Consider the following 26,627-nt stretch of genomic DNA (forward strand, 5'->3'; position numbering starts at 1 on the left):
GGAGGGAGGGCTCCCATGGGCCACTACGTGCTACGCCGCGTGCTCCAGATGATCCCGGTGTTCTTCGGGGCCACGCTGCTGATCTTCCTGATGGTCTACAGCCTGCCGGGCGACCCGATCGCCGCGATGTTCGGCGACAAGGCGGCCGACCCGGCGCAGGTGGCCAGCCTGCGGCACAAGTACTATCTCGACCAGCCGCTGTGGAAGCAGTACCTGCACTACATGAACAACATCTTCCACCTGGACTTCGGCACCAGCTTCACCGGCCGCCCGGTCTCGGAGATCATGGCGGACGCCTTCCCGGTGACCATCCGGCTGGCCCTGGTCGCCTTCTTCTTCGAGATCTTCATCGGCCTGCCGCTGGGCCTGATCGCGGGCCTGTACCGCGGCAGCATCGCCGACACCCTGGTGCTGGTGCTGACCCTGATCGTCATCTCGATCCCGGTGTTCGTGCTCGGCTACATCGCGCAGACGATCTTCGCGATCAACCTGGGGTGGGTGACTGCCACCGTCCAGGACTCCGAGGACATCACCCAGTTGATCCTGCCGGGCCTGGTGCTGGCGTCCCTGTCGCTGGCGTACGTGGCCCGGCTCACCCGCACCTCGATCGGCGAGAACCTGCGCGCCGACTACATGCGCACCGCGGTCGCCAAGGGCCTGCCGCGGCACACCATCATCGGGCGGCACCTGCTGCGCAACTCGCTGATCCCGGTGGTGACCTTCCTGGGCACCGACCTGGGCGCGCTGATGGGCGGCGCCATCGTCACCGAGGGCATCTTCAACATCGCCGGCGTCGGCAACGTCCTCTACAAGGCGATCAACCAGAAGGAAGGCCCGACGGTGGTCGGCATCGTCACCGTGCTGGTGCTGGTGTACCTGGTCGCCAGCCTGGTCGTCGACCTGCTGTACGCCGTCCTTGACCCGAGGATCCGCTATGCCTGAGCGCAACGAGGACATCCCCGACGACAACGACCCGCTGCGCAACATCCAGCCCACCGACAGCGACCACCTGGACTACGTGGGCCAGCAGGGACTGGCCGTGGAGCAGGAGACACTGATCGAGCCCGACCCGGTCAAGCGGGAGCAGGCCCGCAGCCTGTGGGGCGACGCCTGGCGGGACCTGCGCAAGCGGCCCACCTTCATCATCTCGACGCTGCTGATCCTGCTGCTGATCGTGATCGCGATCTGGCCGGGGCTGTTCACCGACACCGACCCGCGGGCCGCCGACCTGACCAAGGACTACCTGCGCAAGCCCGACTACACCGACTTCTTCGGGGCCGGCTGGTTCGGCTACGACGGCCAGGGCCGCTCGATCTACGCCCGGGTGCTGTACGGGGCCCGGGCGTCCATCACGGTCGGCATCTGCGTCACCCTGGCGGTCACGATCCTGGGCGGCCTGGCCGGGATGGTGGCCGGGTACTTCGGCGGCTGGACCGACTCGGTGATCTCCCGGATCATCGACATCTTCTTCGGCATCCCGCTGCTGCTCGGCGCCCTGGTGCTGCTGAACGCCTTCTCGACGCGCACCGTGTGGTCGGTGGTGATCGCGCTGGCCTTCCTCGGCTGGACGCAGCTGGCCCGCGTGATGCGCGGCTCGGTGATCACCGTCAAGCAGTCCGACTACGTGGTCGCCGGGCGGGCGCTCGGCGCCGGCACCAACCGGCTGATGTTCCGCCACATCCTGCCCAACGCGGTGGCCCCGGTGATCGTGGTCGCCACCATCGCGCTCGGCGGCTACATCACCGCCGAGGCCACGCTGAGCTTCCTCGGCATCGGCCTGCAGGACCCGACCATCTCCTGGGGCGTGGACATCTCCTCCGCGCAGAAGGTGATCCGGCAGGCGCCGTTCGCCCTGTTCTTCCCGGCCGCCGCGCTCTCCGTCACCGTGCTGGCCTTCATCATGCTGGGCGACGCGGTGCGCGACGCCCTCGATCCGAAGCTGCGCTGAGCGAGGGGAAAGGCACATGAGCACCGTCGCCGACCAGGCCCGACCGGCCCGCGAGGAACCCTTCACCGGGCCGCTGCTGGACGTGAAGGACCTGCACGTCGAGTTCAAGACCCGGGAGGGCGTCGCCAAGGCCGTCAACGGCGTCAACTACACCGTCAGCGCGGGCGAGACGCTGGCCGTGCTCGGCGAGTCGGGCTCCGGCAAGTCCGTCACCGCGCAGGCCATCATGGGCATCCTGGACATGCCGCCGGCCAGCATCCCGCAGGGGGAGATCCTGTTCCGCGGCCGGGACATGCTGAAGATGTCCAAGGACGAGCGGCGCAAGATCCGCGGGCAGAAGATCGCGATGATCTTCCAGGACGCGCTGTCCTCGCTCAACCCGGTGCTCACCGTCGGCTACCAGCTCGGCGAGATGTACCGCAAGCACCGCGGCGCCAACCGCAAGGACGCCCGGGCCAAGGCGATCGAGCTGATGGACCGGGTCCGGATCCCCGCCGCCAAGGAGCGGGTCAACGACTACCCGCACCAGTTCTCCGGCGGCATGCGCCAGCGCATCATGATCGCGATGGCGCTGGCCCTGGAGCCGGACCTGATCATCGCGGACGAGCCCACCACCGCGCTGGACGTCACCGTCCAGGCCCAGGTGATGGACCTGCTCGCCGAGCTCCAGGCCGAGTACCACATGGGCCTGATCCTGATCACCCACGACCTCGGCGTGGTCGCCGACGTCGCGGACAAGATCGCCGTCATGTACGCGGGCCGGATCGTCGAGACCGCCCCCGTCCACGAGCTCTACGCCCGGCCGGCCCACCCCTACACCCGGGGGCTGCTGGACTCCATCCCGCGGCTCGACCAGAAGGGCCAGGAGCTCTTCGCGATCAAGGGCCTGCCGCCCAACCTGCTGCGGATCCCGCCCGGTTGCGCGTTCAACCCGCGCTGCCCCCGGGCGCAGGACGTCTGCCGGCAGAAGGTGCCGCCGCTGGAGCAGGTGACCGAGGACGACGGGACACCGCTGGCCGGACGGCGCAGCGCGTGCTTCTTCTGGAAGGAGACCCTCCGTGACGGTTAACGGTGCCACCCCGCTCGGGGCGACCACCCCCGAGGAGGTCGCGTTCGCCCAGGACGTGCCGCGCGGCGAACCCATCCTGGAGGTGCGCGACCTGCGCAAGCACTTCCCGCTGACCAAGGGCGTCCTGTTCAAGAAGCAGGTCGGCGCGGTCAAGGCCGTCGACGGGGTCTCCTTCGACCTGATGCAGGGCGAGACGCTCGGCATCGTCGGCGAGTCCGGCTGCGGCAAGTCCACCCTCGCCAAGGTCCTGATGAACCTGGAGCCCGCCACCGCCGGGTCGGTGAAGTACAAGGGCGAGGAGATCTCGCACCTGTCCGGCGCCGCGCTGAAGGCGGTGCGCCGCAACATCCAGATGGTGTTCCAGGACCCGTACACCTCGCTGAACCCGCGGATGACCGTCGGCGACATCATCGGCGAACCCTTCGAGATCCACCCGGAGGTCGCGCCCAAGGGCGACCGGCGCAAGGCCGTGCAGGACCTGCTGGACGTGGTCGGGCTCAACCCGGAGTACATCAACCGGTACCCGCACCAGTTCTCCGGCGGCCAGCGCCAGCGGATCGGCATCGCCCGCGGCCTGGCGCTCAAGCCCGAGGTGATCATCTGCGACGAGCCGGTCTCCGCGCTCGACGTGTCGGTGCAGGCCCAGGTGATCAACCTGCTGGAGCAGCTGCAGGGCGAGTTCAACCTGTCGTACATGTTCATCGCGCACGACCTGTCGATCGTCCGGCACATCTCCGACCGGGTCGGCGTGATGTACCTCGGGCGGATGGTCGAGATCGGCACCGACCTGGAGATCTACGAACACGCCACCCACCCGTACACCCAGGCGCTGCTGTCCGCCGTGCCGGTGCCCGACCCGGCCGCGCGCGAGCACCGGGACCGGATCGTGCTGGTCGGCGACGTGCCCTCGCCGGCCAACCCGCCCTCCGGGTGCCGCTTCCGCACCCGCTGCTGGAAGGCCCAGGAGAAGTGCGCGCGGGAGGACCCGGCGCTGACCGTGCGGGACTGGCTGGAGGGACGGGCCCGGCACGACTCGGCCTGCCACTTCGCCGGCGAGCGGGAGAACCTGATCTGACCCGCCGCACGGACGCGGAAGGGCCCCGCCGAACGGATCGGCGGGGCCCTTCCGCGGTGCTGCCGGGGGCTCAGACCTCGGCGCGCTGGGCGGGGACGGCGGCGGTGCTCCCCTCCTCGGGGAAGTGACAAGCCGTCAGGTGGTTCTCCGCGTTGCCGGACAGCCGCACCAGCGGCGGCTCCTCGGTGGCGCACTTCTCCTGCGCCTTCCAGCAGCGGGTGCGGAAGCGGCAGCCGGACGGCGGGTTGAGCGGCGAGGGGACGTCGCCGGTCAGCCGGATCCGCTCGCGGTCGTCGTCCGGGTCGGCCTCCGGGACGGCGGACAGCAGGGCGTGGGTGTACGGGTGCCGGGGCGCCTCGTACAGCGACTTGCGGTCGGCGATCTCGACGATCTTGCCGAGGTACATCACCGCGACGCGCTCCGAGAAGTGCCGCACCACCGACAGGTCGTGGGCGATGAACAGGAAGGCGATGCCCAGCTCGCGCTGCAGCTCCTGGAGCAGGTTGACCACCTGCGCCTGGATCGACACGTCCAGCGCCGAGACCGGCTCGTCCGCGACGATCAGCTTCGGGTTCAGCGACAGCGCCCGGGCCACGCCGATGCGCTGGCGCTGGCCGCCGGAGAACTCGTGCGGGAAGCGGTTGTAGTGCTCCGGGTTGAGGCCGACCGTCTCCAGCAGCTCCTGCACCCGGCGCTGGACGCCGCCGGCCGGCTGGATGCCGTTGATCTCCATCGGCGCGCCGATGATCGAGCCGACGGTGTGCCGCGGGTTCAGCGAGGAGTACGGGTCCTGGAAGATCATCTGGATCTCGGACCGGATCGGCGCGAGCTCCTTGCGGCTCGCGTGCGTGATGTCCTGCCCGGCGTAGCGGATCTCGCCGGCGGTCGGCTCCAGCAGCCGGGTCACCAGGCGGCCGGTGGTCGACTTGCCGCAGCCGGACTCGCCGACCAGGCCCACCGACTCGCCGGGGAACACCTCCAGGTCCACGCCGTCCACCGCGTGCACCGCGCCGACCTGGCGCTTGAACAGGAAGCCGTCCATCACCGGGAAGTGCTTCTTCAGGCCGGTGATCGACAGCAGCGGATCGCCGGAGAGGGCGGACCGGGAGGCGGGCTTGAGGGTCGTCTCGTTGCTCATGGTGTGCCTCTCAGCCGAGCCGCGGCTTGATCTGGTCGATGAAGATGTCCTGCCGCCGGGCCGGCTCCAGGTGGCAGGCGGCGGCGTGCCCGGCGGCCGGGGAGAGCGGCGGGCGCTCGGTGGTGCAGCGACCGCCGGCCACCTGCGCGGGGAAGTCGCAGCGCGGGTTGAACGGGCAGCCGGACGGCAGGTTGATCAGGCTCGGCGGGGTGCCGCGGACCGGCCGCAGCGGCACGTCCACGTCGCCGGTCAGGCTCGGCATCGAGGACAGCAGGCCCCAGGTGTACGGGTGCTGGGGGGCCTTCAGCACCTCGCGGACGGTGCCGCGCTCCACGGCCCGGCCCGCGTACATCACCATGATGTCCTGCGCGGTCCGGGCGACCACGCCCAGGTCGTGGGTGATCAGGATGATCGCGGTGCCCATCTCCTGCTGGAGGTCCTTGAGCAGGTCGAGGATCTGGGCCTGCACGGTGACGTCCAGCGCGGTGGTCGGCTCGTCCGCGATGACCAGCTTGGGGTCGCAGACCAGCGACATGGCGATCATCGCGCGCTGGCGCATGCCGCCGGAGAACTGGTGCGGGTAGTCGTCGACCCGGCTGGTGGGCTGCGGGATGCCGACCCGGGTCAGCATCTCGATCGCCCGGTCCCGGGCCTCCTTCTTGGAGGCGCCGGTGTGCTTGCGGAAGGTCTCGGCGATCTGCTTGCCGATGGTGTGGAACGGCGACAGCGCGGTCAGCGGGTCCTGGAAGATCATCGACATCTTCTTGCCGCGGAGCTTCTCCAGCTCCCGGTTCGACGCGCCGACCAGCTCCTGGCCGTCCAGCTTGATCGAGCCGGTGATCTCGGTCCGGTCCGGGTTGTGCAGGCCCAGCACGGCCAGGTTGGTCACCGACTTGCCGGAACCGGACTCGCCGACGATGCCGAGCGTGGAGCCCGGGGCGACGTCGAAGGAGAGGCTGTCCACGGCCCGGACCACGCCGTCCTCGGTGCTGAAGCGGACCGAGAGGTCGCGGACTGAGAGGAACGGCGTGCCGCCGCTGCCGGCGGACACCTCCTCGGGCTTGGCCTGGGTGGTCATGGACTGGGCTCCTCGGTGCGGTACGTGAGGTCGGGACTGCGGTCGGCCGGGGTGTGGCCGTCAGGCCAGGCGGATGCGCGGGTCGATCAGGGCGTAGGCGGCGTCGACGATGATGTTGAAGAAGACGATCAGGGTGGCGGCCACCATGGTCACGCCGACCAGCAGCGACAGGTCGGAGTCGTTGAAGGAGTGGATCGCCAGCTCGCCCAGGCCGTGCAGGCTGAACGTCGTCTCGGTGATGATGGCGCCGCCGAGCAGCACGCCCAGGTCGATGCCGAAGACGGTGACGATGGTGCCCATCGCGCCGCGCCAGGCGTAGCGCATGAAGACCGAGGTGCCCGACATGCCCTTGGCCCGGGCGGTCCGCACGTAGTCCTCGGACAGCTGCTCGACCATCGAGGAACGGGTCATCCGGGTGTAGTTCGCGGTCCAGATCAGCGACAGCACGATCCACGGCACCAGCAGGCCGCTGGCCCAGCCGACCGGGTCCTTGGTGATCGGCACGTAGGTCGGCAGCTCCAGCAGGTCGGTGCTGTAGCACAGCGCCCACAGGGCCAGCGGGCCGGCCACGTAGATCTGCATCGAGGAGGCCAGCAGCGAGAAGGAGCTGGCGATCTTGTCAGCGGGCTTGCCCTGCTTGTGGGCGGCCAGCATGCCGGTGCCGATGCCGACGATCAGGAAGACGACGGCGGAGCCGACGGTCAGCGACAGGGTGGTCGGGAAGCGGTCCGCGAGGATGCCGCCGACCAGCTCCTTCTTGTCGAAGGAGTAGCCGAAGCACGGGGCGCCGCAGTGCACGCCGTTGAAGGTGCCGCCGGTGAAGATGGTGGTCAGCCAGTTCCAGTACTGGACCGGCCAAGCGTGGTCGAAGCCCATGTCGTGCCTGATCAGGGCGAGGTTCTCGGGCGTGCAGGTCTTGCCGCAGTAGAGCCTCGCCGGATCCGCCGGAATCGCGAAGAACAGCGCGTACGTGACCATCGAGACGATCAACAGGATGACTAGCGCGCCGAGGGTTCGGCGGACGAGGAATCGGAGCATCGGACGGGGCTCTCCTGATCGGGGCGGGACACCGGCAGGTCGTGCCGGTGTCCCGCCGTGAGCTGCTGCTCGGTGACGACTACTACTTGACGTAGATGTTGAGCGGGTACTGCAGGCCCATCAGCGAGTCGAACTTCACGCCGCCCAGGCCCGAGCCGTAGAGGCTCAGCGAGCGCTGGTAGACGTCCGGGATCGAGTACGCGTTGTCCTGCAGCTGCTTGTCGATCGCGGCCCACGCCTTGCCCTGGGCGACCGGGTCGGCGATCTTGGCGGCGGCGTCGATCGCGGAGTTGATCGCCGGGTCGTTCACGTGCGCCAGGTTCTGGCCGCCGTCGGCGATGCCCCGGCCGTCCCACACCGGCTGCAGCGAGGTGTAGCCGGTCGGCCAGTCGGCGCCCCAGCCGCCCCAGTACAGGTCGGCGCCGTTGTCGACCAGCGCGATGGTGTCGTAGTAGGTCTTGGCGTCCAGCGGCTTCGGGACGAACTTGAAGCCGGCCTTCTCCAGCGCGTCGCGGATGGCCTCGGTGACCTTCTGCTGGATCGGGGTGTTGTTGTACGGGTACACGATGGTGGTGCCCACCGCGTTCGCCTCGGTCAGCAGCTTCTTGGCCGCCTCCGGGTCGCCCTCCGGCTTCTGCAGGATGCCGTACGGGTCGTAGGACTCGTAGCCGAGGGTGGTCGGGCTCATGTACGAGGTGGCGTAGTCACCGTAGGAGGTGCCGCCCTGGAGCTGGCGGGTCTGCTTGTGCGGGAACGCCTTGATGAGCGCCTCGCGGACCTTCTTGTCCTTGATGCGGTCGTTGTTGATGTAGTAGTAGTCGACGTACGGGGTCAGGCCCTCCAGGGTGCGCGACTTGAGCTTGTCGTCGCCCTTCACCTTGTCGGTGTAGTTCGGGTGGACCGTGTTGTGGAAGGTGAACGCGGTCTTGTCGTCGCCGTTGTCCGCCATGAAGCGCTCGGTGGACTGCTGCAGCTGGACGCCGAAGCTCATGTGCCACTTGTCCGGGTAGGCGTTCCGGATCGGGTCGGTGGCCGGGTCCCAGTTGGGGTTGCGCTCCAGGTCCAGCGAGCGGTCGGTGACGTGCTCGGTGATCTGGTACGGGCCGGAGGAGAACGGCTTCTTGTCGTACTCCTCCTTCGTGTCGTGGGCCTGCGGCACGATGCCGTAACCGGTCATCGCCAGGGTGAAGTTGGCGTCCGGGTGGATGTCCTGGAAGGTGATGACCACGGTCTTGTCGTCCGGGGTCTGGACCGCGTCCAGCTGCTTGCCGCCGTAGGGGCCCTCGTAGGCGGTGCGGTAGTCGGAGCCCGAGATCCAGCCCTGGATGTAGGTCGGGCCGGACTTGATGAAGCTGGCGTAGGTGCGCTCGATCGAGTACTTGACGTCGGCCGAGGTGATCGGCGAGCCGTCCTGCCACTTCACGCCGTCCTTCAGCGTGAACTTCCAGGTCTTGCCGCCGTCGGTGGTGCTGCCGGTGTCGGTGGCGAGGTCGCCGACGAGCTTCTGCGAGCCGTCCGCCTGGAGCTTGTAGCCGGTCAGCTGGCGGGTGAAGAGCAGCGAGACCTCGCTGTTGTAGTTCAGGTAGATCTGGGCCGGGTCGAGGTGCGAGAAGTCGTCGCGGTCGATCATGTTGACCGTGCCGCCCGTCTTCGCGCCCGGCTCCGCGGCGGCGGGGCCCTTCGAGTCCTCGGCGGTGCCGATCGAGATCGAGGAGATCTTGGCGGGGGCCTTCGAGGCGCTGGCGCCGTCGCCGTTGCTGTGGCCGCTGGAGCACGCCGTGGTGACGGTCAGGGCCCCGGCCACCAGAATGGCTGCCGCGAGCCGTGTCTTGTGAGAGCTCATCTTCATCCTGCCTGGGATAGTTGTGCGGAAATCTTCGTGGGTGTGCCCGGGGCCTGGCTTTCCCGTCCCCCCGGAGTCTTGAGGGTCCGTCAGCGGTTGGTCTTCGGGTCGAACGCGTCCCGGACCGAGTCGCCGAGCAGGTTGAAGGCCAGCACGAACACCACCATGGCGATGCCCGGGAAGAGCAGGAAGGTGACGTCGGTGCGGAGGAAGGTCGCGCCGTCCGCGATCATGCGGCCCCAGTCCGGGGTCGGCTCGGTCACGCCCACGCCGAGGTAGGACAGGCCGGCCTCGGCGGTGACGAAGGCGGGCAGCGCGAGGGTGGACTGCACCAGGATCGGGGTCCACAGGTTCGGCAGGATCTCCTTGAAGATGATCCTCATCGGGGAGGCGCCGGTGACCTTCGCGGCCTCGATGAACTCCCGCTCGCGCAGCGAGAGCGACACGCCGCGCAGGATGCGGGCCAGGCTCATCCAGCCGAGCAGCGACAGCACCAGGGTGACCGAGACGAACGGCAGCCAGCCCGGCGGGTTCTGGTCGCGGGCGACCAGCAGGCCGGTGACCACCGGCATGGTCGCGATCAGGAAGATCTGCGACGGGAACGACATCAGGACGTCGATCACCCGGCCGATGAAGTAGTCGGTCTTGCCGCCGAGGTAGCCGGCCGCGATGCCGAGCGCGACGCCGATCGCGGTGGTCAGCACCGAGGTGGCGACGGCGATGATCAGCGAGGTGCGGATCCCGTAGATCAGCAGGGTGAGCACGTCGCGGCCGAGGCCGGGCTCCAGGCCGAACCAGAAGTCGCCGCTGATGCCGCCGTTGGGACCGGTCGGCAGGCCGGAGTCGGTCAGCAGGTCGCTGGCGTTCTGGCCGTAGTGGGTCTTCGGGTCCTTGCCGTACAGCATGGAGATGAGCGGGGCCAGGATCGCCACCGCGACGAAGAAGAGCACCACGCACGCGCTCACCACGCCGGTGCGGTCACGGAGGAAGCGGCGCCACATCAGCTTCCCGGGAGAGAGGCCGCGGAAGCCCGGATCGGCGGGCGCGTCGGCCGTGGCGTTGTCCGCGAGGTCCGACGTCGACCCGGGACGGGAGGTGTTCCCGTCCGTCGTGGCCCCAGTAGGCGTCGTCATGGTGCTAAAGCTCCCGACCGTGGTCCGTGCAGAAGCAAGGAGTAAGAACTTGGATGAATGGACTCTTGCAAGTCGTTTATCGAACGTCAAGAGTTCCCCAGTTGTCGATGGCGCATTTCCTCCTTCGTGCTGGAATGTCAACCACTTCGTAGTTCTCGGACTCTTGACACCGGGCTGGCAAGACGGTCAAAACCGGACAGAATCGATCAAGTCGCGTTCACATGTCCGTAACGACGCACTGTCAGGTCCGGTATCAGGACGTCGAGTTGCTCTCCGAGGTCGGATGACGCGCGTAGAGACGATGTCCGGTTTGGCCCTGTTCATCGCAATTGGCGAGTGCAATTGAGTGTCCGATTATCGGACATCGGTGTTTTCGGGCGTGCCGAAGCGAATTCACGGGTATGGCTCACCCAATTCGGGCGGCACTCGGGGCGCCGCCCGGCTGGCATTTTCCCGCCATTGGCGAGTCCTCGCCGCAGCGTTACCGCGGACGTTGTTACTTCACCAGGCCGATGTTCTCGTAGACGACATCCCCGAGGCCGGCCGCACCGATGTTGGCGAGTTCCTTGCGCACCCCGTAGATGGCCGGGCGCTGGTACAGCGGCACCAGGCCGGCGACCTGCCAGGCCTCCGAGTCGGCGAGGTTGAGCGCCGTGGTCTCCTCGTCGGCGGTGTCCGCCTTGGCGGCGTCCGCCATCGCCCGGTCCAGCGCCTTGCTGCCGACCTGGGCCCAGTTGGAGCCGGAGTCCTGCTGGAAGGTGCTGATCGAGTTGGAGACCGGGAAGGGCGTGCCCAGCAGGGAGAACGAGGTCAGGTCGAAGTCGTGCTTGTAGATGTAGCCGTCGAAGTACTCGCCGGCCGGCACGGTATGGACCTGGACGGTCACCCCGATCGCGGCGAGCATCCGGGTGACCTCCTCGCTCTCGTTGGCGGCCAGGTTGTTCGCGGCCGGCGCCACGTAGCGCAGCACCAGCTCCTTGCCGTCCCTGGCGCGCACGCCGTTCGGGCCGGGCTTCCAGCCCAGCGAGTCGAGCACGGCCCTCGCGGCGTCCGGGTCGAAGCGGCTCAGGCCGTTCGAGTTGTCCTGGTAGCCGTGCTGGGAGGGCACCAGGAAGTGGTTGTTCATCGGCACGTACGGCCAGTCCAGGCCGGCCAGGTCGGTGCGGGTGATCTCGGCCCGGTCGATCGCCTGGATCAGCGCCTGGCGCAGCCGGGCGTCCTCCAGCAGCGGGCTCCTGCCGTTGAGCACCAGGTGCCGCAGGTTGGGGCCGCCGGCCTTGCGCACCTCGCCGCCCGCGGTGGACCGGATCAGCCGGTAGCCCTCGGTGTTGGGGCCGTTGTTGTAGAAGTCGATCTCGCCCTTGGCGAAGGCCTGCGGCATCGCGCCGGTGTCGTACGCCCTGAAGACGATCTTGTCCAGCAGCGGCTTGTCGCCCCACCAGCCCGGGTCGGCGACCACGGTGACGGTGCGCGCCGCGGCGTCCAGCGAGTCCACCTTGAAGGGGCCCGCGGTGACCGGGATCCGGTTCTTGAAGGAGGTGTTGAACAGTTCGGGGGTGGAGACGTACTTCGCGGGCAGCAGCGGGGCGTTGCCGGCGTTGTTGAACATCGCCTGCCACTCCGAGTACGGCTCCTTGAAGGTCATCACGGCCTGGAAGTCGTCCTTGCCGCGGACCACGCTCTCCACCTGGTCGAAGCCGTTGGTGGTGGCGGTCTTGAAGTCGGTGTTCAGGCTGCCCAGCGCCTGCCAGTCGGCCTGCAGGTCGCGCCAGGTGATCGGGGTGCCGTCGGACCAGTGGGCCTTCGGGTTGAGCGTCCACACCACGACCTGCTTGCCCTGCCGGGTCTCGCTCCTCACGTCGGAGAGGTAGGCCGGGTTGGGGGTCTGCACGCCGCCCGCGTCGGAGCGCCAGAAGGTCGGCAGCAGCGCCTTGACCACGTCGTTGGTGGACGCCTCGGAGCCGTCCGCCTGGACCGGGTTCCACTGGGTGGAGTACTGGTCGATCGCCCAGACCAGGGTGCCGCCCTGGCGCAGCGCGTCGCGCGGCCGGGAGTTCATCTCCTGCTGGGTCATCCGCGGCGCGTCCCCGCCCGCCGCTGCCGCCGCCCGGGCCGGTTCGCCGCCGGCGGAGCCCGAGGTGGGGCTGCAGGAGCACAGCGCGACGGACAGCGCCGCCGCCGTGGCGGTCAGGGTGAGCGGGAGGAAGCGGGGTCTCGGCACGCGGCACATCTTGCGTACCGGTGAACTGACTTGTCGACCTGCGGCGGATCAAGGATTGGTAACGCGACGTGGCCGCCCGGTTGCGCGTCCGGTTTGTCCTGTTCCGTGACGCCATTGGCGAGGACTCGCCAACGGGCCGGCCCGGGGCGCCGACTCAGCGCTCCGGACCGGCCCGCGGGTTGACGCGCCGTCAGGACGGGATCTTGACCGAGCGCTCCTTGCCGGTTTTGGTGATGCCCTGGGCGATGGCGTCGGCCACGTCCTGGGTGGTGACCGGCACCTGCTGGCCGTTCTTGGTGATCCGCACCCTGTCGAAGACGGTGCCGACGGAGGAGGCCAGCGCGTCCAGGTCCCACTTGAGGGCCACGGCGCCGCTCGCGTCCGGCGCCAGCGTCAGCGCACCGGCGGCGGTGTTGCGGCCGAACAGGAACTGCTTGCCGCCCGCCGTCACCGTCACGTTGCCGGCCGTCACCTGCTTGCCCAGGCCGTCGGCGGCGGCCTGCAGCGCGTCCTGGCCGACCTTCGGCTGGGCGTCGGTGACCGGCAGCACCACCTCGGCGTCCGCCTGGCCGGCCGCCCGGCCGCGGTACGCCTGCTCGACCAGCTCGACCGAGGCCGCCGAGTCCAGCGCCTTGCCGCCCGCGCCCGGGACCACCTCGGTGCCGCCGGAGCTGGTGAACTTGACGTAGCCCTCCTGCAGGGACTGCCCGGACTTGCCGCCCAGGTCGTCCAGCGCGGCCTTCAGCTTCGCCCGGTCGATCCGCACCTGCGGCGCGACGGCCTTGGCGTCGCCGGTCAGCGAGCCCAGCACGTCGACCGGGCTGTAGCTGTGCTTGGTCAGCCCGTCCACCGTCGCGGTGGTGTCGAAACTCAGACCGGCGCTGGCCGGGTCCAGGGTGAGCGACTGGTCGCCGACCTTCAGCCGGACCGGCTGCTGCCCGACCTTGGCCACCGAGCCGTCCAGCACCTTCACCGCCTGGTCGCGGGAGTCGCCGCCGATGTCGGTGCCCAGCACCGTGGTGCCCTTGGGGATGTCCGACTGGTTCATCATCAGGCCCGCGCCGTACGCGGCCGCGCCGAGGAACAGCACACCGCCGACCCCGGTCACCACCAGCTTCTTGCCGCGGCCGCCCTTCTTCTTGGCGGCGGGCGCCGCCGGGGCGGCCGGCTTCGGCTCCCCGGCGGCCGGCCGGGCCGCCGGGGGCTGGGCCGCGGGAGCCTGCTCGCGCTTGGGCGCGGCCGCCCGCGGGCCGCCCGGGAACGGCTGCTCGGCGGGCAGGTCGCCGAACCGGCCGCCGCCGTCACCGGTCGGCCGGGGCCCCCGCGCCTCGGCGAACGGGTCGGTGAACGGGTCGCCCGGGGTGCCGGGGGCCTTCAGGAACAGCTGGGTGGTCGGCGGGTCCGATATGGCGGCGCCCGGCGCGGGCTCCTCGCCGGTGATCGGGTCGAAACCGCCGATCTGGGTGTCCTCCGGCTCCCCGGCGGCGGCCTGCGGGCGCCGCTCCGGGCCCGGGCCGTCGGCGAACGGGTCGCGGGCGGCGGCGGGGGGCTGCGGTCCGGGCTGCGGCCGGGCGAAGGGGTCCTGGGCGGGCTGCTGGGCGAACGGGTCCTGCGGGGGCTGCGGCGCGAACGGGTCGGCCGGGTGGTTCGCGGCCGGGGCGCCCTGCGGGCCGTCGGCGAACGGGTCGCGGGCGGCGGCGGGGGGCTGCGGTCCGGGCTGCGGCCGGGCGAAGGGGTCCTGGGCGGGCTGCTGGGCGAACGGGTCCTGCGGGGCCGCGAACGGGTCCTGGGCCGCGGCGAACCGGTCGTCCTGGCGCGGCAGCCGGTGGTCGCCGGTGCGGGAGGACGCCGGGTCGGCCGGGGCGAACGGCGAGGCGGGCGCGCCGGACGGGAGCGGCGCGGCCTGCTGCTGGGCCGCCGGGGCGGGCGGGGCGGCGGGGGCGGGCTGCGCGGGAGCCGCCGGGGCGGACGCCGCCGGAGCGGGCTCCGGGCGGCCCTTCTGGCGCGGCTTGAACCACTCGCCGGTGGAGTCCGACTCGGACCCCTTCGGGCCGCCGGGCCGGGGCGCGGCCGGCTCCTGCCACTCCGGCGGCAGGTTCGGCGGCGTGGCGGTGCGCGCGCCGGAGTCCATCACGCCGAGCACCGGGTCCCCGGCGCCGCCGCGGTGGCGCGGGCCGGAGGGTTCCGCGGGCTGCTCGGGCTTCGCGGGCTTCTCCTCCTTGACCTTGCTCTGCACCACGACCGGCGGGATCGGCCGGGAGCCGGGGATGTTGATCCGCACCCGGGTGGTCAGCTTGGTCTCCGTCGCCTTCGGGGCCTCGGGCTCCTCGGGGCGCCGGTCGGGAGCGTTCCGCCCGGCGGCCGGGTCCGCGCCGAGCCCGCCGGGCACGCCGGTGCCGTACGGCGGGGTGCCCGACGGGTACGCGTCAGGGCCGCCACGGCGCGGCTGCGGGTGGGCGTTGTCAGGTTCGCGGCTGCTCAATGCTGCTCTGCTCCGGGTTCGCGGCCGGGCCGGCCGGGCCGTCCGCTGCGTATGGGGCGGCTGACCGCCGGACGACGGCGAGCGGCGCGCGGCGGGCCGACCGGCCCCGGGGACATCAGCTGTTCACGTGTCGGCTACGGCGAGCGCCCCCGCCACGCGAGTGGTGCCGAAGCTACCGCCCGGCCCGGCCGGACCGGACAGGGGGGTGGCCCGCCGGGGCACCACCTTACCGACAAGGGATCCGGGCCGTCGGGCGACCGCCGGAACCCGCGGCTCCGGATCGTCCCGGTACGCGCTAGCGGTCGCCGTCCCTGACGGTCCGTCGGGGTTCCGGCGCCGGTACGCCGAACAGGAACCCGGAGCGGGTCGGCAGGGTCGCGCAGACCACCCCGAGCACCGCGCCGCCGAACAGGTACAGGTACGCGGACGGCGTCGCGGAGAGCACCAGGTCACCCTCGGGGCGGGGTGCCAGCAGCGCCGCCAGCACCAGGAACCAGCCGCCCAGCGCGCAGCCCGCGCCGAGCTTGGTGCCGGTCGCCCGCAGGCCCCCGTAGAACAGCCCGGCGCAGCCCGCCAGCGCCAGCACGACGCCGGCGCCGCCCCACAGGGTCTGCACGAAAGCTCCGCACACCGACACCGCCGCGCCGAGCAGGAACAGCACGGCGTAGACCGCGATCCGGACGCCGCGCGGCGGCATCGGCTCGCCCAGGCGCTCCTCGCGGGTGCCCAGCAGGGCGTGCGTGAACCTCACTCCGCCACCCCCGCGAACAGGTCGGTCTCCGGGGCGCCCGGGCCGAGCGGGCCGCGCACCAGCTCGTAGTACTCGGTGGCCAGCAGCGGCTGCCCGAGGTCGTTGCTGAGCGCGAAGTGGCGCCCGGCCACGGTGATCTGGGTGGCGTGCGCCCGCATCGCGGCGGCCTTCGCCCCGGCGTGCGCGGCGTTGTCCAGCACGGTGGTGACCACCCGGTCGTCCACCACGCCCGGGATCTCGCCGACCGGGGCGGTGCCCGGGAACGGCGCCTCGGCGGCGGTCCGGGCCAGCGCGGCCTCGATCACCGAGCGGGGCATCCGGTTGTAGTAGACCTTGGCGATCCGCCAGGGCGCGCCCAGCTCCGGGCCGAAGGCCGGGTCGGCGGCCAGCTCGTAGCCGCGCAGCGCCACCCGGTGCGCCTGGATGTGGTCGGGGTGCCCGTACCCGCCGTTCTCGTCGTACGTCACCAGCACCTGCGGCCGGACCTCGCGGATCACCCCGGCCAGCAGCCCGGCGGCCTCGTCCACGTCCGCCCGCCAGAAGCAGGACGGGTCGTCGTTGTCCGCGGTGCCCATCATCCCGGAGTCCCGCCAGCGACCCGGACCGCCCAGGAAGCGGTGGTCGGTGACGCCCAACTCGCGCATCGCGGCGGCGAGTTCGCCGATCCGGTGCTCACCCAGGGTATTGTCGCGGCCCTGCTCCAGGTGGGCCAGCTCCGGCGGGATCACCTCACCGCCCTCGCCCAGCGTGCAGGTCACCAGGGTGACCCGGACGCCCTCGGCCGCGTACCGGGCCATCGTGGAGCCGTTGTTGATCGACTCGTCGTCGGGGTGGGCGTGCACCAGCAGCAGCCCGCGCGCGTCGGCCGGGGGAACGGAGGTCATGTCCGGCAGCTTAACGGCCCGCCCGGAGGGGACTCCCCGGGCAGGCCGGACGCGTCCGGCGGCTAGAGGTTCAGACCGTTCAGCATCCCGGCCAGGTTGGCCGTCACCTGCTGGATCGACGGCGCGATCGAACTGGAGGCCAGGTAGAAGCCGAGCAGCGCGCACACCAGCGCGTGGCTCACCTTCAGGGTCGACCGGCGGACCAGGACCACGACCACGACCAGCATCAGCAAGACGGCGGAGACGGACAAAGCCATGACGGCTCACACCCTTCCTCGGGTGCGCGGCCCCGGGGACGGGGCAGCGGGCGGAACGATGGTCAACTGATACCCGATCAGTGACCACTGGATAACGTTCCGTGAGCCCGCCCGGGGTGTCGCGCCACCCGCCCCCACCCGCTGCGCCCCCGGTCAGCGGCCCTCCGAACGGCCGTACGCCGCCGTCCGGGTGAGCTGCGCCGTCCGGGTGATCACCGGCGGCCCGGGCCGTAGTGTCGACCGCATGACGACCGAGAAGCCGCACGACACCTTCCCCCGGCAGTACGCCCGCACCGGGCGCTTCACCGCGGGCGCGCCCCGCTCGTTCAGCGTCTCCCCGGACGGCGCCCGGGTGCTGTTCCTGCGCTCCCGAGGCGAGGAGCGGCCGGCCAACCTGCTGTGGCGGCTCGACGTCGCCACCGGCGCCGAGAGCGTGCTCGCCGACCCGGAGGACCTGCTCGGCGGCGGCGCGGAGGAGCTGTCCGACGCCGAGCGGGCCCGCCGCGAGCGCAGCCGGGAGACCTCCGCCGGGATCGTCGGCTACGCCCTGGACGCCACCGGCCGCACCGCGGCCTTCGCGCTCTCCGGGCGGCTGTTCGCGGTCGACACCGACAGCGGGAAGGCCCGCGAGCTGCCCGCCGCCACCCCGCTGCTGGACCCGCGGCCCAGCCCCGACGGCGCGCACGTCGCCTACGCCACCCCGGGCGGCGAGCTGCGGGTGAGCGCCGCCGACGGCAGCGGCGACCGGCTGCTGGCCGGGCCGGAGGCGGACGGCGTCAGCTGGGGCCAGGCCGAGTTCATCGCCCAGGAGGAGATGGGCCGCGACCGCGGGTACTGGTGGGCCCCCGGCGGCGGCGCGCTGCTGGCCGCCCGGGTCGACGACACCCCGGTGCGCCGCTGGTGGATCGCCGACCCGGCCAACCCCGGCCGCCCGCCGGCCGAGGTCGCCTACCCGGCGGCCGGCACGCCCAACGCCGAGGTCGGGCTCTGGCTGCTCGGCCTGGACGGCAGCCGCACCGAGATCCGCTGGGACCGGGCGGCGTACCCGTACCTGGCCCGGGTGCACTGGTCGGCCGGCGGGCCGCCGCTGCTCCAGGTGCAGGCCCGCGACCAGCGCGAGCAGCTGGTGCTGGAGGCCGACACCGCGACCGGCGCCACCACCGCGCTGGTCACCGAGCGGGACGCGGACTGGCTGGAGCTGTTCGGCGGCGTGCCGGTGCGGCTGGCCGACGGGCGGCTGGTGCGGATCGCCGACCGGGACGGCGCCCGGGTGCTGACCGTCGGCGAGCGGGCGCGCACCGACGCCGGGCTGCACGTCCGCTCGGTGCTCGGCACCGACGGCGACACCGTGCTGTTCACCGCCTCCGCCGGGGCCGCCGAGTTCGAGCGCCGCCCGCCCGGCTGGCTGGGCGTCTTCGAGGCCGGGCCGGACGGCGTGCGGGAGGTCGGCGACGGCGCGCTCGGCGCGGTGCGCGGCGCGGGCACCACCGTGCTCACCACCGCCCACCCGATGCGCCCCGGCACCACCGTCACCGTGCACCGCGCGGGCGCCGAACCGCTGGTGGTCGCCTCGCACGCGGCCGTCCCGCTGCTGGCCGCCCGCCCGGTGTTCCGGTTCGCCGGCGAGCGGCGGATCCCCTGCGCGGTGCTGCTGCCCACCGGCTACGACCCCGACGTCGACGGCGAACTGCCCGTCCTGATGGACCCGTACGGCGGCCCGCACGGGCAGCGGGTGGTGCGGGCGCACAACCCGCACCTGGTCTCGCAGTGGTTCGCCGACCAGGGCTTCGCGGTGCTCGTCGCCGACGGGCGCGGCACCCCCGGGCACAGCCCCGGCTGGGAGAAGTCGATCAGCCGGCGGACCGCCGAGGTCTCCGTCCAGGACCAGGTCGACGCGCTGCACGCGCTCGCCGAGGAGTTCCCGCTCGACCTGGCGAAGGTCGCGATCCGCGGCTGGTCGTACGGCGGCTACCTGGCCGCCGCCGCCGTGCTCCGCGAACCGGACGTCTTCCACGCCGCGGTGGCCGGCGCGCCCGTCACCGAGCACGACCTGTACGACACCCACTACACCGAGCGCTACTACGGCGACCCGGCGGCGGAGCCCGAGGTCTACCGGGCCAACTCGCTGGTGGAGATGGCCCCCTCGCTGCGCCGGCCGCTGATGATCGTGCACGGCCTGGCCGACGACAACGTGGTGGTCGCGCACAGCCTGCGGCTGTCCACCGCGCTGCTCGCCGCCGGGCGCCCGCACACCGTGCTGCCGCTGTCCGGGGTGACCCACATGACCCCGCAGGAGCAGGTCGCGGAGAACCTGCTGCTGCTCCAGGTCCGGTTCCTGAAGGAGTCGCTCGGCCTGCTGTAACGGCCCCGGCCGTGACATCCGTCATGCGGAGGTCACGACGGCGCGCACTGCCGCGGACACCCCCGTTCCGAGGAGCCTTGAGGAGTCGGAAGAAGGACGTCTTCGAAGGGACTTGGTCCAGATGGCGACGGGAACGGGGGAGGTCGCGGCCTTCCGGAACGTCAGCAAGAGCTACGGCCGGGTGAAGGCGGTGAACGGCCTCGACCTGGTGCTGCGACCCGGCGAGACGGTCGCGCTGCTCGGCCCCAACGGTGCGGGCAAGTCCAGCAGCCTCGACCTGCTGCTGGGCCTGCGCGAACCCGACGGCGGCACCGTCGAACTGTTCGGCGGCACCCCGCGGGCGGCGATCACCGCCGGCCGGGTCGGCGCGATGCTGCAGAGCGGCGGCCTGATGAGCGACGTCAAGGTCCGCGAGATCGTCGAACTGGCCTGCAAGGTCCACCCCAGGGGCCACCGGGTCGACGAGGTGCTGACCACCGCCGGGATCACCGAGATCGCCGACCGCCGGGTCGACAAGCTCTCCGGCGGCCAGGAGCAGCGGGTCCGGTTCGCCCTCGCGGTGGCCGGCCGCAACGACCTGATCGTCCTGGACGAGCCCACCACCGGCATGGACGTCACCGTCCGCCGCCAGTTCTGGGACGCCATGCGGGCCCAGGCCGACGCCGGGCGCACCGTGCTGTTCGCCACCCACTACCTGGAGGAGGCCGACTCGATCGCCGACCGCGTCCTCGTCCTGCACAAGGGCCGGCTGATCGCCGACGGCACCTCCGCCGAGATCAAGGCCCGGGCCGGCGCCCGCCGGATCGGCTTCGAACTCCACCCCGCCGACGGCGCCCCCGCCGACGAGGCGGTGCTGCGCGCGCTGCCCGGCACCGTCGGGCTGGACGTCAGCACCCGCGCCGACGGCGTGCGCACCGTCCGGATCCGCTCCGCCGACGCCGACGCGGGCGTCGCCGCGCTGTACGCGGCGGGCCTGTACCCGCGCGGGCTGGAGGTCACCAGCCTCGGCCTGGAGCAGGCGTTCCTGACCATCACCGGCGAGCAGGACCTGGCCGAGCAGGCCGACCGCACCGAGGAAGAGGAGGCGAGCGTCCGATGACCACCCTGGTCCGGCTGGAGATCCTGCGCACCCTGCGCAACAAGCGGTACCTGATGTTCACCGTGCTCTACCCCGCGCTGCTGTACGTCTTCTTCATCAGCGCCTACGGCAGCGGCGGCACGGTCGACGGCGGCGTCTCCGTCAAGTCGTACTTCATGGTCTCGATGGCCACCTTCGGCGCGGTCGGCGCCGTGCTGACCGGCTCGGCGCAGCGCATCTCGCTGGAGCGCAAGAGCGGCTGGACCCGGCAGCTGCGGCTCACCGCGCTGCCCGGCCGGGCCTACACGCTCGGCAAGATCGCCGCCTGCGCGGTCACCACGCTGCCCGCCATCCTGGTGGTCTTCGCGATCGGCGCGATCGAGGGCGTCGACCTCACCGCCGCCCAGTGGCTCGGCCTGGCCGCCGCCCTGTGGCTCGGCAGCTTCGTCTTCGCCGCGCTCGGCGTCGCCCTCGGCTACGCGGCCGAACCGGACGCCGTCCAGCCCGTGGTGATGATCGTCTACATGCTGATGGCGCTGTTCGGCGGCACCTGGTTCCCGGTCTCCGACTCGCTGAAGGGCTACGCCCGGTTCAACCCGGTCTACGACTACAACCAGCTGGCGTCGTTCGTCCACGGCCAGGGCGTCGCCACCGCGGCGATCGCCGTGCTGGCCGCCTTCCTGGCGCTCTTCACCGCCGCCGCGGCCGTCCTGTACCGCAAGGACGCGCGACGGGCATGATGTCCCGCATGCAGAGCACCGCGCCGGCCCGCCACCCCGACCAGAACGGGGAGGACGGGCCGGACGGCATGGAAGGGCGCTGGACCACCTACCCCGGCGCGCCGGTGGACACCCGGCGGCAACTGCTGGCCAAGCTCGCCTGGACGTCCATCTGGGCGCTCTACCTGGCCTACCCCGTCCAGGACCTGACCACCGGTCAGCACACCCCGGCGGCGAGCGCCGCCGGCGGCGTCGCGCTGGTGGTCTTCCTGGCCTGCTACCTGTCGCTGATCGTGATCCGCAACCACCCGGGCCTCCGGCGGGCCAAGCGGTACCTGCCGCTCGCCGCGATGGCGGTGATCGCCGTCGCCACCTCGTACACCCTCGGCGAGTCCTGGCTGACCCTGTTCACGTACACCTCGGTGTGCGCCTCGGTGATCCTCCCCGGCCGGCTCGGGCTGGTCGGCGTGCTCGCCACCACCGGCCTCTTCGCCGTCGTCGGACTCACCAGCCGCGCCGACGCCGAGATCCTGGTCAGCATCGGCCTGCCCTGCCTGATGGCCGGACTCGCCATGCTCGCCATGCAGCGCCTGGTCTCCACCATGCGCGAACTGCGCGAGGCCCGGGCCGCCGTCGCCCACCTCGCCGCCTCCGAGGAACGGCTGCGGCTGGCCCGCGACCTGCACGACCTGCTCGGCCACTCGCTCTCGCTGATCGCCATCAAGAGCGAGCTCACCGGCCGCCTGATGGACGCCGGGAAGGCCGACGCCGCCCGCGCCCAGGTCGGCGACATCGAACAGGTCGCCCGGCAGTCCCTCGCCGACGTCCGCAGCGCCGTCAGCGGCTTCCGCCGCCCCACCCTGCCGGTCGAACTCGCCGCCGCCCGCACCGCGCTCGCCGCCAGCCAGATCGCCCTCGACGCCGACCCCCGGCTGGCCGAGGAGCGCCCCGGCCTCGGCGCCGAGGAGTCCGGCGTGCTCGCCTGGGCGCTGCGCGAGGCCGTCACCAACGTGGTCCGGCACGGCAGCGGCGCCACCCGGTGCACCGTCCAGCTCGACGAGACCTGGGAGGAGGACGGCCGCTACGCCGTCCTGGAGGTCGTCGACAACGGCGCCGGACCGGGCAAGTCCGGTGCCGGCAACGGGCTCTCGGGCCTCGGCGAACGGCTGGAACAGGCCGGCGGACGGCTGGAGACCGGCCCCGCCGAACGCGGCCGGGGCTTCCGGCTGCGCGCCCTCGTCCCGCTGCGGCCCGGCCCCAGCGGCGGAGGGGAATAGGCTGCCCGGCGTGACGGACGGAACGGGTGGACGACCGGTGCGGGTACTGCTCGCCGAGGACCAGGGCATGGTGCGGGAGGCGCTCGCCGCGCTGCTCTCGCTGGAGGACGACCTGGAGGTGGTCGCCCAGGTCTCCCGCGGCGACCAGGTCGCCGCGGCGGTGACCGAGCACCGGGTGGATGTCGCCGTGCTCGACATCGAGATGCCCGGCATGACCGGCATCGACGCCTGCGCGGAGGTTCGCCGGGTGCGGCCGCAGACCAGGGTCGTCATCGCCACCACCTTCGGCCGGCCCGGCTACCTGCGCCGGGCGATGGAGTCCGGGGCCGACGCCTTCCTGGTCAAGGACGCCCCCGCCGCGGAACTCGCCGAGGCGATCCGCCGGGTGCTGCGCGGCGAGAAGGTCATCGACCCCACACTGGCCGCCGCCGCCCTCTCGGAGGGGGCCAACCCGCTCACCGCCCGCGAGCGCGACGTGCTCGCCGCCGCCGCGGACGGCTCGGTGAACGCGGACATCGCGGCCCGGCTGCACCTCTCCGAGGGCACGGTGCGCAACTACCTCTCGATGGCGATCCAGAAGACCGCCGCCCGCAACCGCGCGGAGGCGGTGCGGGTCGCGAGGGAGAAGGGCTGGCTGTGAGCGGCCGGCCGGCCGTCAGTTGAGGCGGTGCCTGGCCGACCTCGCCTCCAGCCGGACCTTCGCCGCGCTCTCCGGGTCGAAGGCGTCCAGGATCTTCGCGTACGCCTCCATCTCGGCGGCACCGGACAGGAAGTCGCCGGTCTTGACCAGCAACTCGGCCCGCTCCAGCCGGAGTTGGGCGGGGTGGCGGGGCAGCAGCAGGGCGAGCTCGGCGGCCCAGAGCTGGGTGCGGGCGTGCTCGGGGCGGTCGGCGGCCCAGCGCCGGATGTTGCCCAGGACGCGCAGCACGGTGTCCAACGGCTGCGCCGGGGTGAGGAGTTCGGGGGAGAAGTGCTGGCCGGAGGCGGCCAGCAGCCGCTCCACGTCCGGGACGTCGAGCAGCCGGCCGCCGTGGAACGGGTCCGCCAGGACGTACTCGTCGCCGCCCGCCGGGTCGCCCACCGCGACGATGAAGTGGCCCGGCAGCGCGACGCCGTGCACGGTCAGCCCGGCCCGGGCGGCCACCGCCTGCCAGACCAGCGAGAGCATGATCGGCAGCCCGCGGCGGCGGCGCAGCACCTCCGGCAGCAGCGAGGACTCCAGCCGCAGGTAGTCGGACTGGCGGCCGTGGAAGCGCTCCCGGCCGCCGAGCACCGCCGCGAGCAGCGCGGCGGTCTCCTCCGGGCCGTTCGGACGGCGCTCGGCGACCGCCTGTCGGATCGCCGCGGCGTGCCGGTCGAGGGCCGCCTGACAGGCGGTCAGCAGGGCGTCCAGGGACGGTTGTTCGGCACTGTCGCCGGGGTCGCCGAGGGTGTGCTCGGCGGCGGCGAGCAGGCACAGCAGCACCGGGTCGGGGTGTTCGCCCCGGGCTTCGGTGCGGAAGCGGGTTCTGCTCTGCTCGGTCACTGCGGCCTTCGGTTCAGCAGCGGTCGTGGCTGGTGGTGGCTCACCTCTGGTGGTGCACGCTACCGCTGGGGGAGGCGGGCGTAGTGGTAAGTGTGACTGGTCGTGAAGCCCAGCCGGTCGTACAGCGCGATCGCGCCCCCGTTGTCGGCCTCCACCTGCAGGTAGCCGCCGGTGGCGCCCTCCTCGGCGCCGCGGGCGGCGAGCGCGGCCATCACGGCGGTGGCCAGGCCGCGGCGGCGGGCGGCCGGGGCCACCTCGACCGCGCCGAAGCAGGCCCAGGCGCCGTCCACCACCAGCCGGCCGATGGCCAGCGGGGCGCCGTCCGGACCCGGGACGCGGGCGAACCAGACCGAGGGGCCGCCGTGCACCACCGCGGTGGCCGCCGCCTCCAGGGCGGGGTCGCCGCCCACCCGGCGGTACAGCGCCAGCCACTCGGGCCCGGCGGTGCGGGCCAGCCGGACGTCCGCCGGGCGCCCGGCCCGGGCCAGTTCGCCGAGCGGGGCGGTGCGCACCAGCGTCGGGGCGAGGGCCGCGCCGAGCCGGTCCAGCTCGGCGGCCAGCGCGGGCGGCGAGCCGGGGGAGACCACCTCGACGTACGCGGGCAGCGAACGGGCCGCGTACCAGGCGCGCACCCGCTCCAGCGCCGCGTCCAGCGGCAGGCCCGGATCGCCCAGCGCCTGCGCCGAGTTGGCCCGCCGGGTGAAACCGGACGAGGCGCGCAGCGTCCACTCGCCCAGCGGCTCCTGCTCGACGGCGGGCCAGCCGCGGGCGGCGATCCGCTGCAGGTCGACCGGGTCGGCCGCGGGCGCGGCGGTGCGGCGGGCCGGGAACGGCGGGACGGGCTTGCCGGCCACCAGCAGTTCGGCCGCGAAGCGCACCGGCGCTCCGGAGCGCGGCTCGACCGTCAACCCGGTGTCGTCCCACGAGGTGAGCACACCGATCACATCGCGGAACACCGGACGGCCGTCCGCCACGCCGTCGACACGCCGGACCGACACGCGTCGTCCCACGTCAGACGGGTCTATCCGGACCTCCGGACGGGCCTCCAGCGGCACTGGGCCGACCATCGAGCGCACCTCCTGTGCATTTGCGTGCCCCGACCCGCGATACTAGGGGCGGGCATCGACGACGCCGCGCGCAAAGCGCGACCGAGTAAACAGTAGGGCGGCAGCCCTTCCGAGGAGGAACGACAGCGTGACCTACGTCATCGCGCAGCCTTGTGTCGACGTCAAGGACAAGGCGTGCATCGAAGAGTGCCCCGTGGACTGCATCTACGAGGGCGAGCGGTCCCTCTACATCCACCCGGACGAGTGCGTGGACTGCGGTGCCTGCGAACCGGTCTGCCCGGTCGAGGCGATCTTCTACGAGGACGACACCCCCGAGGAGTGGAAGGACTACTACAAGGCGAACGTCGAGTTCTTCGACGACCTGGGCTCGCCCGGCGGCGCCTCCAAGCTCGGCCTGATCGAGCGCGACCACCCGTTCATCGCCGCGCTGCCCCCGCAGAACGCCGAACACTGAGCCGATCGGTGGCATCCACGCTGTGAGCACCAACGACAGCACGCACGCGCCGTTCCCGGGACACCCGGGGGCGGCGCGCCGCGTCTCCGACCGCCTGCCGGTCTTCCCGTGGGACAAGCTCGAACCGCACAAGCGCACCGCACAGGCGCACCCGGACGGGCTCTGCGACTTCTCCGTCGGCACCCCGGTGGACCCGGTGCCCGAGCTGATCCAGCAGGCCCTGGGCGCGCACACCGACACCCCCGGCTACCCCACCGTGTGGGGCCCGCTGTCGCTGCGCGACGCGATCGCCGGCTGGCTGAACCGCCGCTGCGGCGCCGAGATCGGCCCCGAGGCCGTCCTGCCCACCGTCGGCTCCAAGGAACTGGTGGCCTGGCTGCCCGGCCAGCTCGGCCTCGGCCCCGGCGACCAGGTCGCCTACCCGAAGCTCGCCTACCCCACCTACGAGGTCGGCGCGCTGCTCTGCGGCGCCGAACCGGTCGCCTACGAGGACGTCGAGGAGCTGGACGGCTCCAAGGTCCGGCTGCTGTGGCTGAACTCGCCGTCCAACCCCACCGGGCGGGTGCTGGACGCGGCCGAGCTGCGCCGCGCCGTCGAGTGGGCCCGGGCCCACCGGGTGCTGCTGGTCAGCGACGAGTGCTACCTCGAACTCGGCTGGGAGGCCGAGCCGGTGTCGGTGCTGCACCCGTCGGTCTGCGGCGGCTCGCACGAGGGCCTGCTGGCCGTGCACTCGCTGTCCAAGCGCTCCAACCTGGCCGGCTACCGGTCGTCCTTCGTGGCCGGCGACCCGGTGGTGGTCGCCGAACTGCTGGGGATCCGCAAGCACGGCGGCATGATCGTGCCCGCGCCGGTGCAGGCCGCCACCGCGGCCGCGCTCGCCGACGACGCGCACGTGGCCGAGCAGCGGGCCCGCTACGCCCAGCGGCGCAGCGCCCTGCGGGCCGCGCTGGAGGCGTACGGGTTCCGGATCGAGCACTCCGAGGCGAGCCTGTACCTGTGGGCGACCCAGGACAAGCCGTGCTGGGAGACCGTGGCCGAACTCGCCGAGCTGGGCATCCTGGTGGCCCCCGGCGACTTCTACGGCCCGGCGGGCGACCGGTTCGTGCGGGTGGCGTTCACCGCCACCGACGAGCGGGTGGCCTCGGCCGTGGAGCGGCTCAAGCGCTGACGCGGCACTGGGACGCGCGCGGAACGGGAGGGGCGGAGCCGGTCGGCTCCGCCCCTCCCG

At 72.2% G+C, this 26,627-nt stretch carries 23 protein-coding genes; 11 read left to right on the forward strand and 12 right to left on the reverse strand.

Annotation, left to right across the window (positions count from 1 at the left end; all coding sequences use genetic code 11):
- Positions 1-15 precede the first annotated feature (15 nt).
- Genes ABD345_RS14515 through ABD345_RS14530 form a run of 4 tightly spaced genes read left to right on the forward strand, consistent with a single transcriptional unit; the run spans position 16 to position 4,092 of the window.
- Entirely contained in the window at positions 16-942 is a 927-nt protein-coding gene (locus ABD345_RS14515; protein WP_344552473.1) for an ABC transporter permease, read from the forward strand.
- Positions 935-1,948 (forward strand): ABC transporter permease, encoded by a 1,014-nt coding sequence (locus tag ABD345_RS14520; protein ID WP_344552475.1) that lies wholly within the window; start codon positions 935-937, stop codon positions 1,946-1,948. Before ABD345_RS14515 ends, ABD345_RS14520 begins: the two co-directional genes overlap by 8 nt.
- A gap of 16 nt (positions 1,949-1,964) precedes the next feature.
- The gene (locus tag ABD345_RS14525) at positions 1,965-3,017 is read left to right on the forward strand and encodes an ABC transporter ATP-binding protein (RefSeq protein ID WP_344552476.1); all 1,053 of its coding nucleotides are present in this window, start codon (positions 1,965-1,967) and stop codon (positions 3,015-3,017) included.
- On the forward strand, positions 3,007-4,092 hold the full coding sequence (locus ABD345_RS14530; RefSeq protein ID WP_380274507.1) for an ABC transporter ATP-binding protein: 1,086 nt from the start codon (positions 3,007-3,009) through the stop codon (positions 4,090-4,092). Before ABD345_RS14525 ends, ABD345_RS14530 begins: the two co-directional genes overlap by 11 nt.
- A gap of 70 nt (positions 4,093-4,162) precedes the next feature.
- Here the strand turns inward: ABD345_RS14530 and ABD345_RS14535 are convergent, their stop codons facing one another.
- The 10 genes from ABD345_RS14535 to ABD345_RS14580 form a co-directional block, all read right to left on the reverse strand.
- Entirely contained in the window at positions 4,163-5,230 is a 1,068-nt protein-coding gene (locus tag ABD345_RS14535) for an ABC transporter ATP-binding protein (protein WP_344552477.1), read from the reverse strand.
- 10 nt (positions 5,231-5,240) lie between these two features.
- Positions 5,241-6,308 (reverse strand): ABC transporter ATP-binding protein, encoded by a 1,068-nt coding sequence (locus ABD345_RS14540; RefSeq protein WP_344552478.1) that lies wholly within the window; start codon positions 6,306-6,308, stop codon positions 5,241-5,243.
- Positions 6,309-6,368: 60 nt separating this feature from the next.
- Positions 6,369-7,346 carry an ABC transporter permease gene (locus tag ABD345_RS14545; protein ID WP_344552479.1) on the reverse strand — a complete coding sequence of 326 codons (978 nt, stop codon included), beginning with the start codon at positions 7,344-7,346 and terminating at the stop codon, positions 6,369-6,371.
- An 82-nt stretch (positions 7,347-7,428) separates the two neighbouring features.
- The gene (locus ABD345_RS14550) at positions 7,429-9,189 is read right to left on the reverse strand and encodes an ABC transporter substrate-binding protein (protein WP_344552480.1); all 1,761 of its coding nucleotides are present in this window, start codon (positions 9,187-9,189) and stop codon (positions 7,429-7,431) included.
- An 89-nt stretch (positions 9,190-9,278) separates the two neighbouring features.
- The gene (locus tag ABD345_RS14555; RefSeq protein ID WP_344552481.1) at positions 9,279-10,322 is read right to left on the reverse strand and encodes an ABC transporter permease; all 1,044 of its coding nucleotides are present in this window, start codon (positions 10,320-10,322) and stop codon (positions 9,279-9,281) included.
- A 496-nt stretch (positions 10,323-10,818) separates the two neighbouring features.
- On the reverse strand, positions 10,819-12,543 hold the full coding sequence (locus ABD345_RS14560; protein WP_344552482.1) for an ABC transporter family substrate-binding protein: 1,725 nt from the start codon (positions 12,541-12,543) through the stop codon (positions 10,819-10,821).
- 190 nt (positions 12,544-12,733) lie between these two features.
- The gene (locus ABD345_RS14565; protein ID WP_344552483.1) at positions 12,734-15,025 is read right to left on the reverse strand and encodes a peptidoglycan binding domain-containing protein; all 2,292 of its coding nucleotides are present in this window, start codon (positions 15,023-15,025) and stop codon (positions 12,734-12,736) included.
- A 295-nt stretch (positions 15,026-15,320) separates the two neighbouring features.
- Complete coding sequence (locus ABD345_RS14570) at positions 15,321-15,776, reverse strand: DUF6113 family protein (RefSeq protein ID WP_344552484.1); 456 nt, start codon at positions 15,774-15,776, stop codon at positions 15,321-15,323.
- Positions 15,773-16,660, reverse strand: coding sequence for an N-acetyl-1-D-myo-inositol-2-amino-2-deoxy-alpha-D-glucopyranoside deacetylase (mshB, locus tag ABD345_RS14575; RefSeq protein ID WP_344552485.1), 888 nt, complete (start codon positions 16,658-16,660; stop codon positions 15,773-15,775). The genes ABD345_RS14570 and mshB overlap by 4 nt, the downstream gene beginning before the upstream one ends.
- A gap of 62 nt (positions 16,661-16,722) precedes the next feature.
- A complete protein-coding gene (locus ABD345_RS14580; protein WP_176189864.1) occupies positions 16,723-16,917 on the reverse strand; it encodes a DUF2304 family protein in 195 nt (64 codons plus the stop codon).
- Between the two features lie 244 nt (positions 16,918-17,161).
- Here ABD345_RS14580 and ABD345_RS14585 point away from each other — a divergent pair, with 244 nt between their 5' ends.
- The 5 genes from ABD345_RS14585 to ABD345_RS14605 all read left to right on the forward strand — a co-directional run bounded on the left by ABD345_RS14585 (position 17,162) and on the right by ABD345_RS14605 (position 22,993).
- On the forward strand, positions 17,162-19,279 hold the full coding sequence (locus ABD345_RS14585; protein ID WP_344552486.1) for a S9 family peptidase: 2,118 nt from the start codon (positions 17,162-17,164) through the stop codon (positions 19,277-19,279).
- Between the two features lie 121 nt (positions 19,280-19,400).
- Positions 19,401-20,378 (forward strand): ABC transporter ATP-binding protein, encoded by a 978-nt coding sequence (locus ABD345_RS14590; protein WP_344552487.1) that lies wholly within the window; start codon positions 19,401-19,403, stop codon positions 20,376-20,378.
- Complete coding sequence (locus ABD345_RS14595) at positions 20,375-21,097, forward strand: ABC transporter permease (protein ID WP_344552488.1); 723 nt, start codon at positions 20,375-20,377, stop codon at positions 21,095-21,097. Before ABD345_RS14590 ends, ABD345_RS14595 begins: the two co-directional genes overlap by 4 nt.
- Before the next feature lie 8 nt (positions 21,098-21,105).
- Positions 21,106-22,353, forward strand: coding sequence for a sensor histidine kinase (locus tag ABD345_RS14600; protein WP_344552489.1), 1,248 nt, complete (start codon positions 21,106-21,108; stop codon positions 22,351-22,353).
- A gap of 10 nt (positions 22,354-22,363) precedes the next feature.
- Positions 22,364-22,993, forward strand: coding sequence for a response regulator (locus tag ABD345_RS14605; protein ID WP_344552490.1), 630 nt, complete (start codon positions 22,364-22,366; stop codon positions 22,991-22,993).
- 15 nt (positions 22,994-23,008) lie between these two features.
- Here ABD345_RS14605 and ABD345_RS14610 read toward each other — a convergent pair whose 3' ends face one another.
- Positions 23,009-23,878: a transglutaminase family protein gene (locus ABD345_RS14610; RefSeq protein WP_344552491.1), complete on the reverse strand. Its 870-nt coding sequence runs from the start codon at positions 23,876-23,878 to the stop codon at positions 23,009-23,011.
- 59 nt (positions 23,879-23,937) lie between these two features.
- Positions 23,938-24,945, reverse strand: a complete 1,008-nt coding sequence (locus ABD345_RS14615; RefSeq protein WP_425556818.1) for a GNAT family N-acetyltransferase — start codon at positions 24,943-24,945, stop codon at positions 23,938-23,940.
- A 127-nt stretch (positions 24,946-25,072) separates the two neighbouring features.
- Between ABD345_RS14615 and fdxA the strand changes: the two genes are divergently transcribed.
- Both fdxA and dapC read left to right on the forward strand, forming a co-directional pair.
- Complete coding sequence (gene fdxA, locus ABD345_RS14620; RefSeq protein ID WP_030459925.1) at positions 25,073-25,399, forward strand: ferredoxin; 327 nt, start codon at positions 25,073-25,075, stop codon at positions 25,397-25,399.
- Positions 25,400-25,421: 22 nt separating this feature from the next.
- Positions 25,422-26,567, forward strand: a complete 1,146-nt coding sequence (dapC, locus tag ABD345_RS14625) for a succinyldiaminopimelate transaminase (protein ID WP_344552494.1) — start codon at positions 25,422-25,424, stop codon at positions 26,565-26,567.
- Positions 26,568-26,627: the final 60 nt, after the last annotated feature.

This window comes from Kitasatospora saccharophila, from assembly GCF_039529925.1.
In the GTDB taxonomy this organism is placed as follows: Bacteria; Actinomycetota; Actinomycetes; order Streptomycetales; family Streptomycetaceae; genus Kitasatospora; species Kitasatospora saccharophila.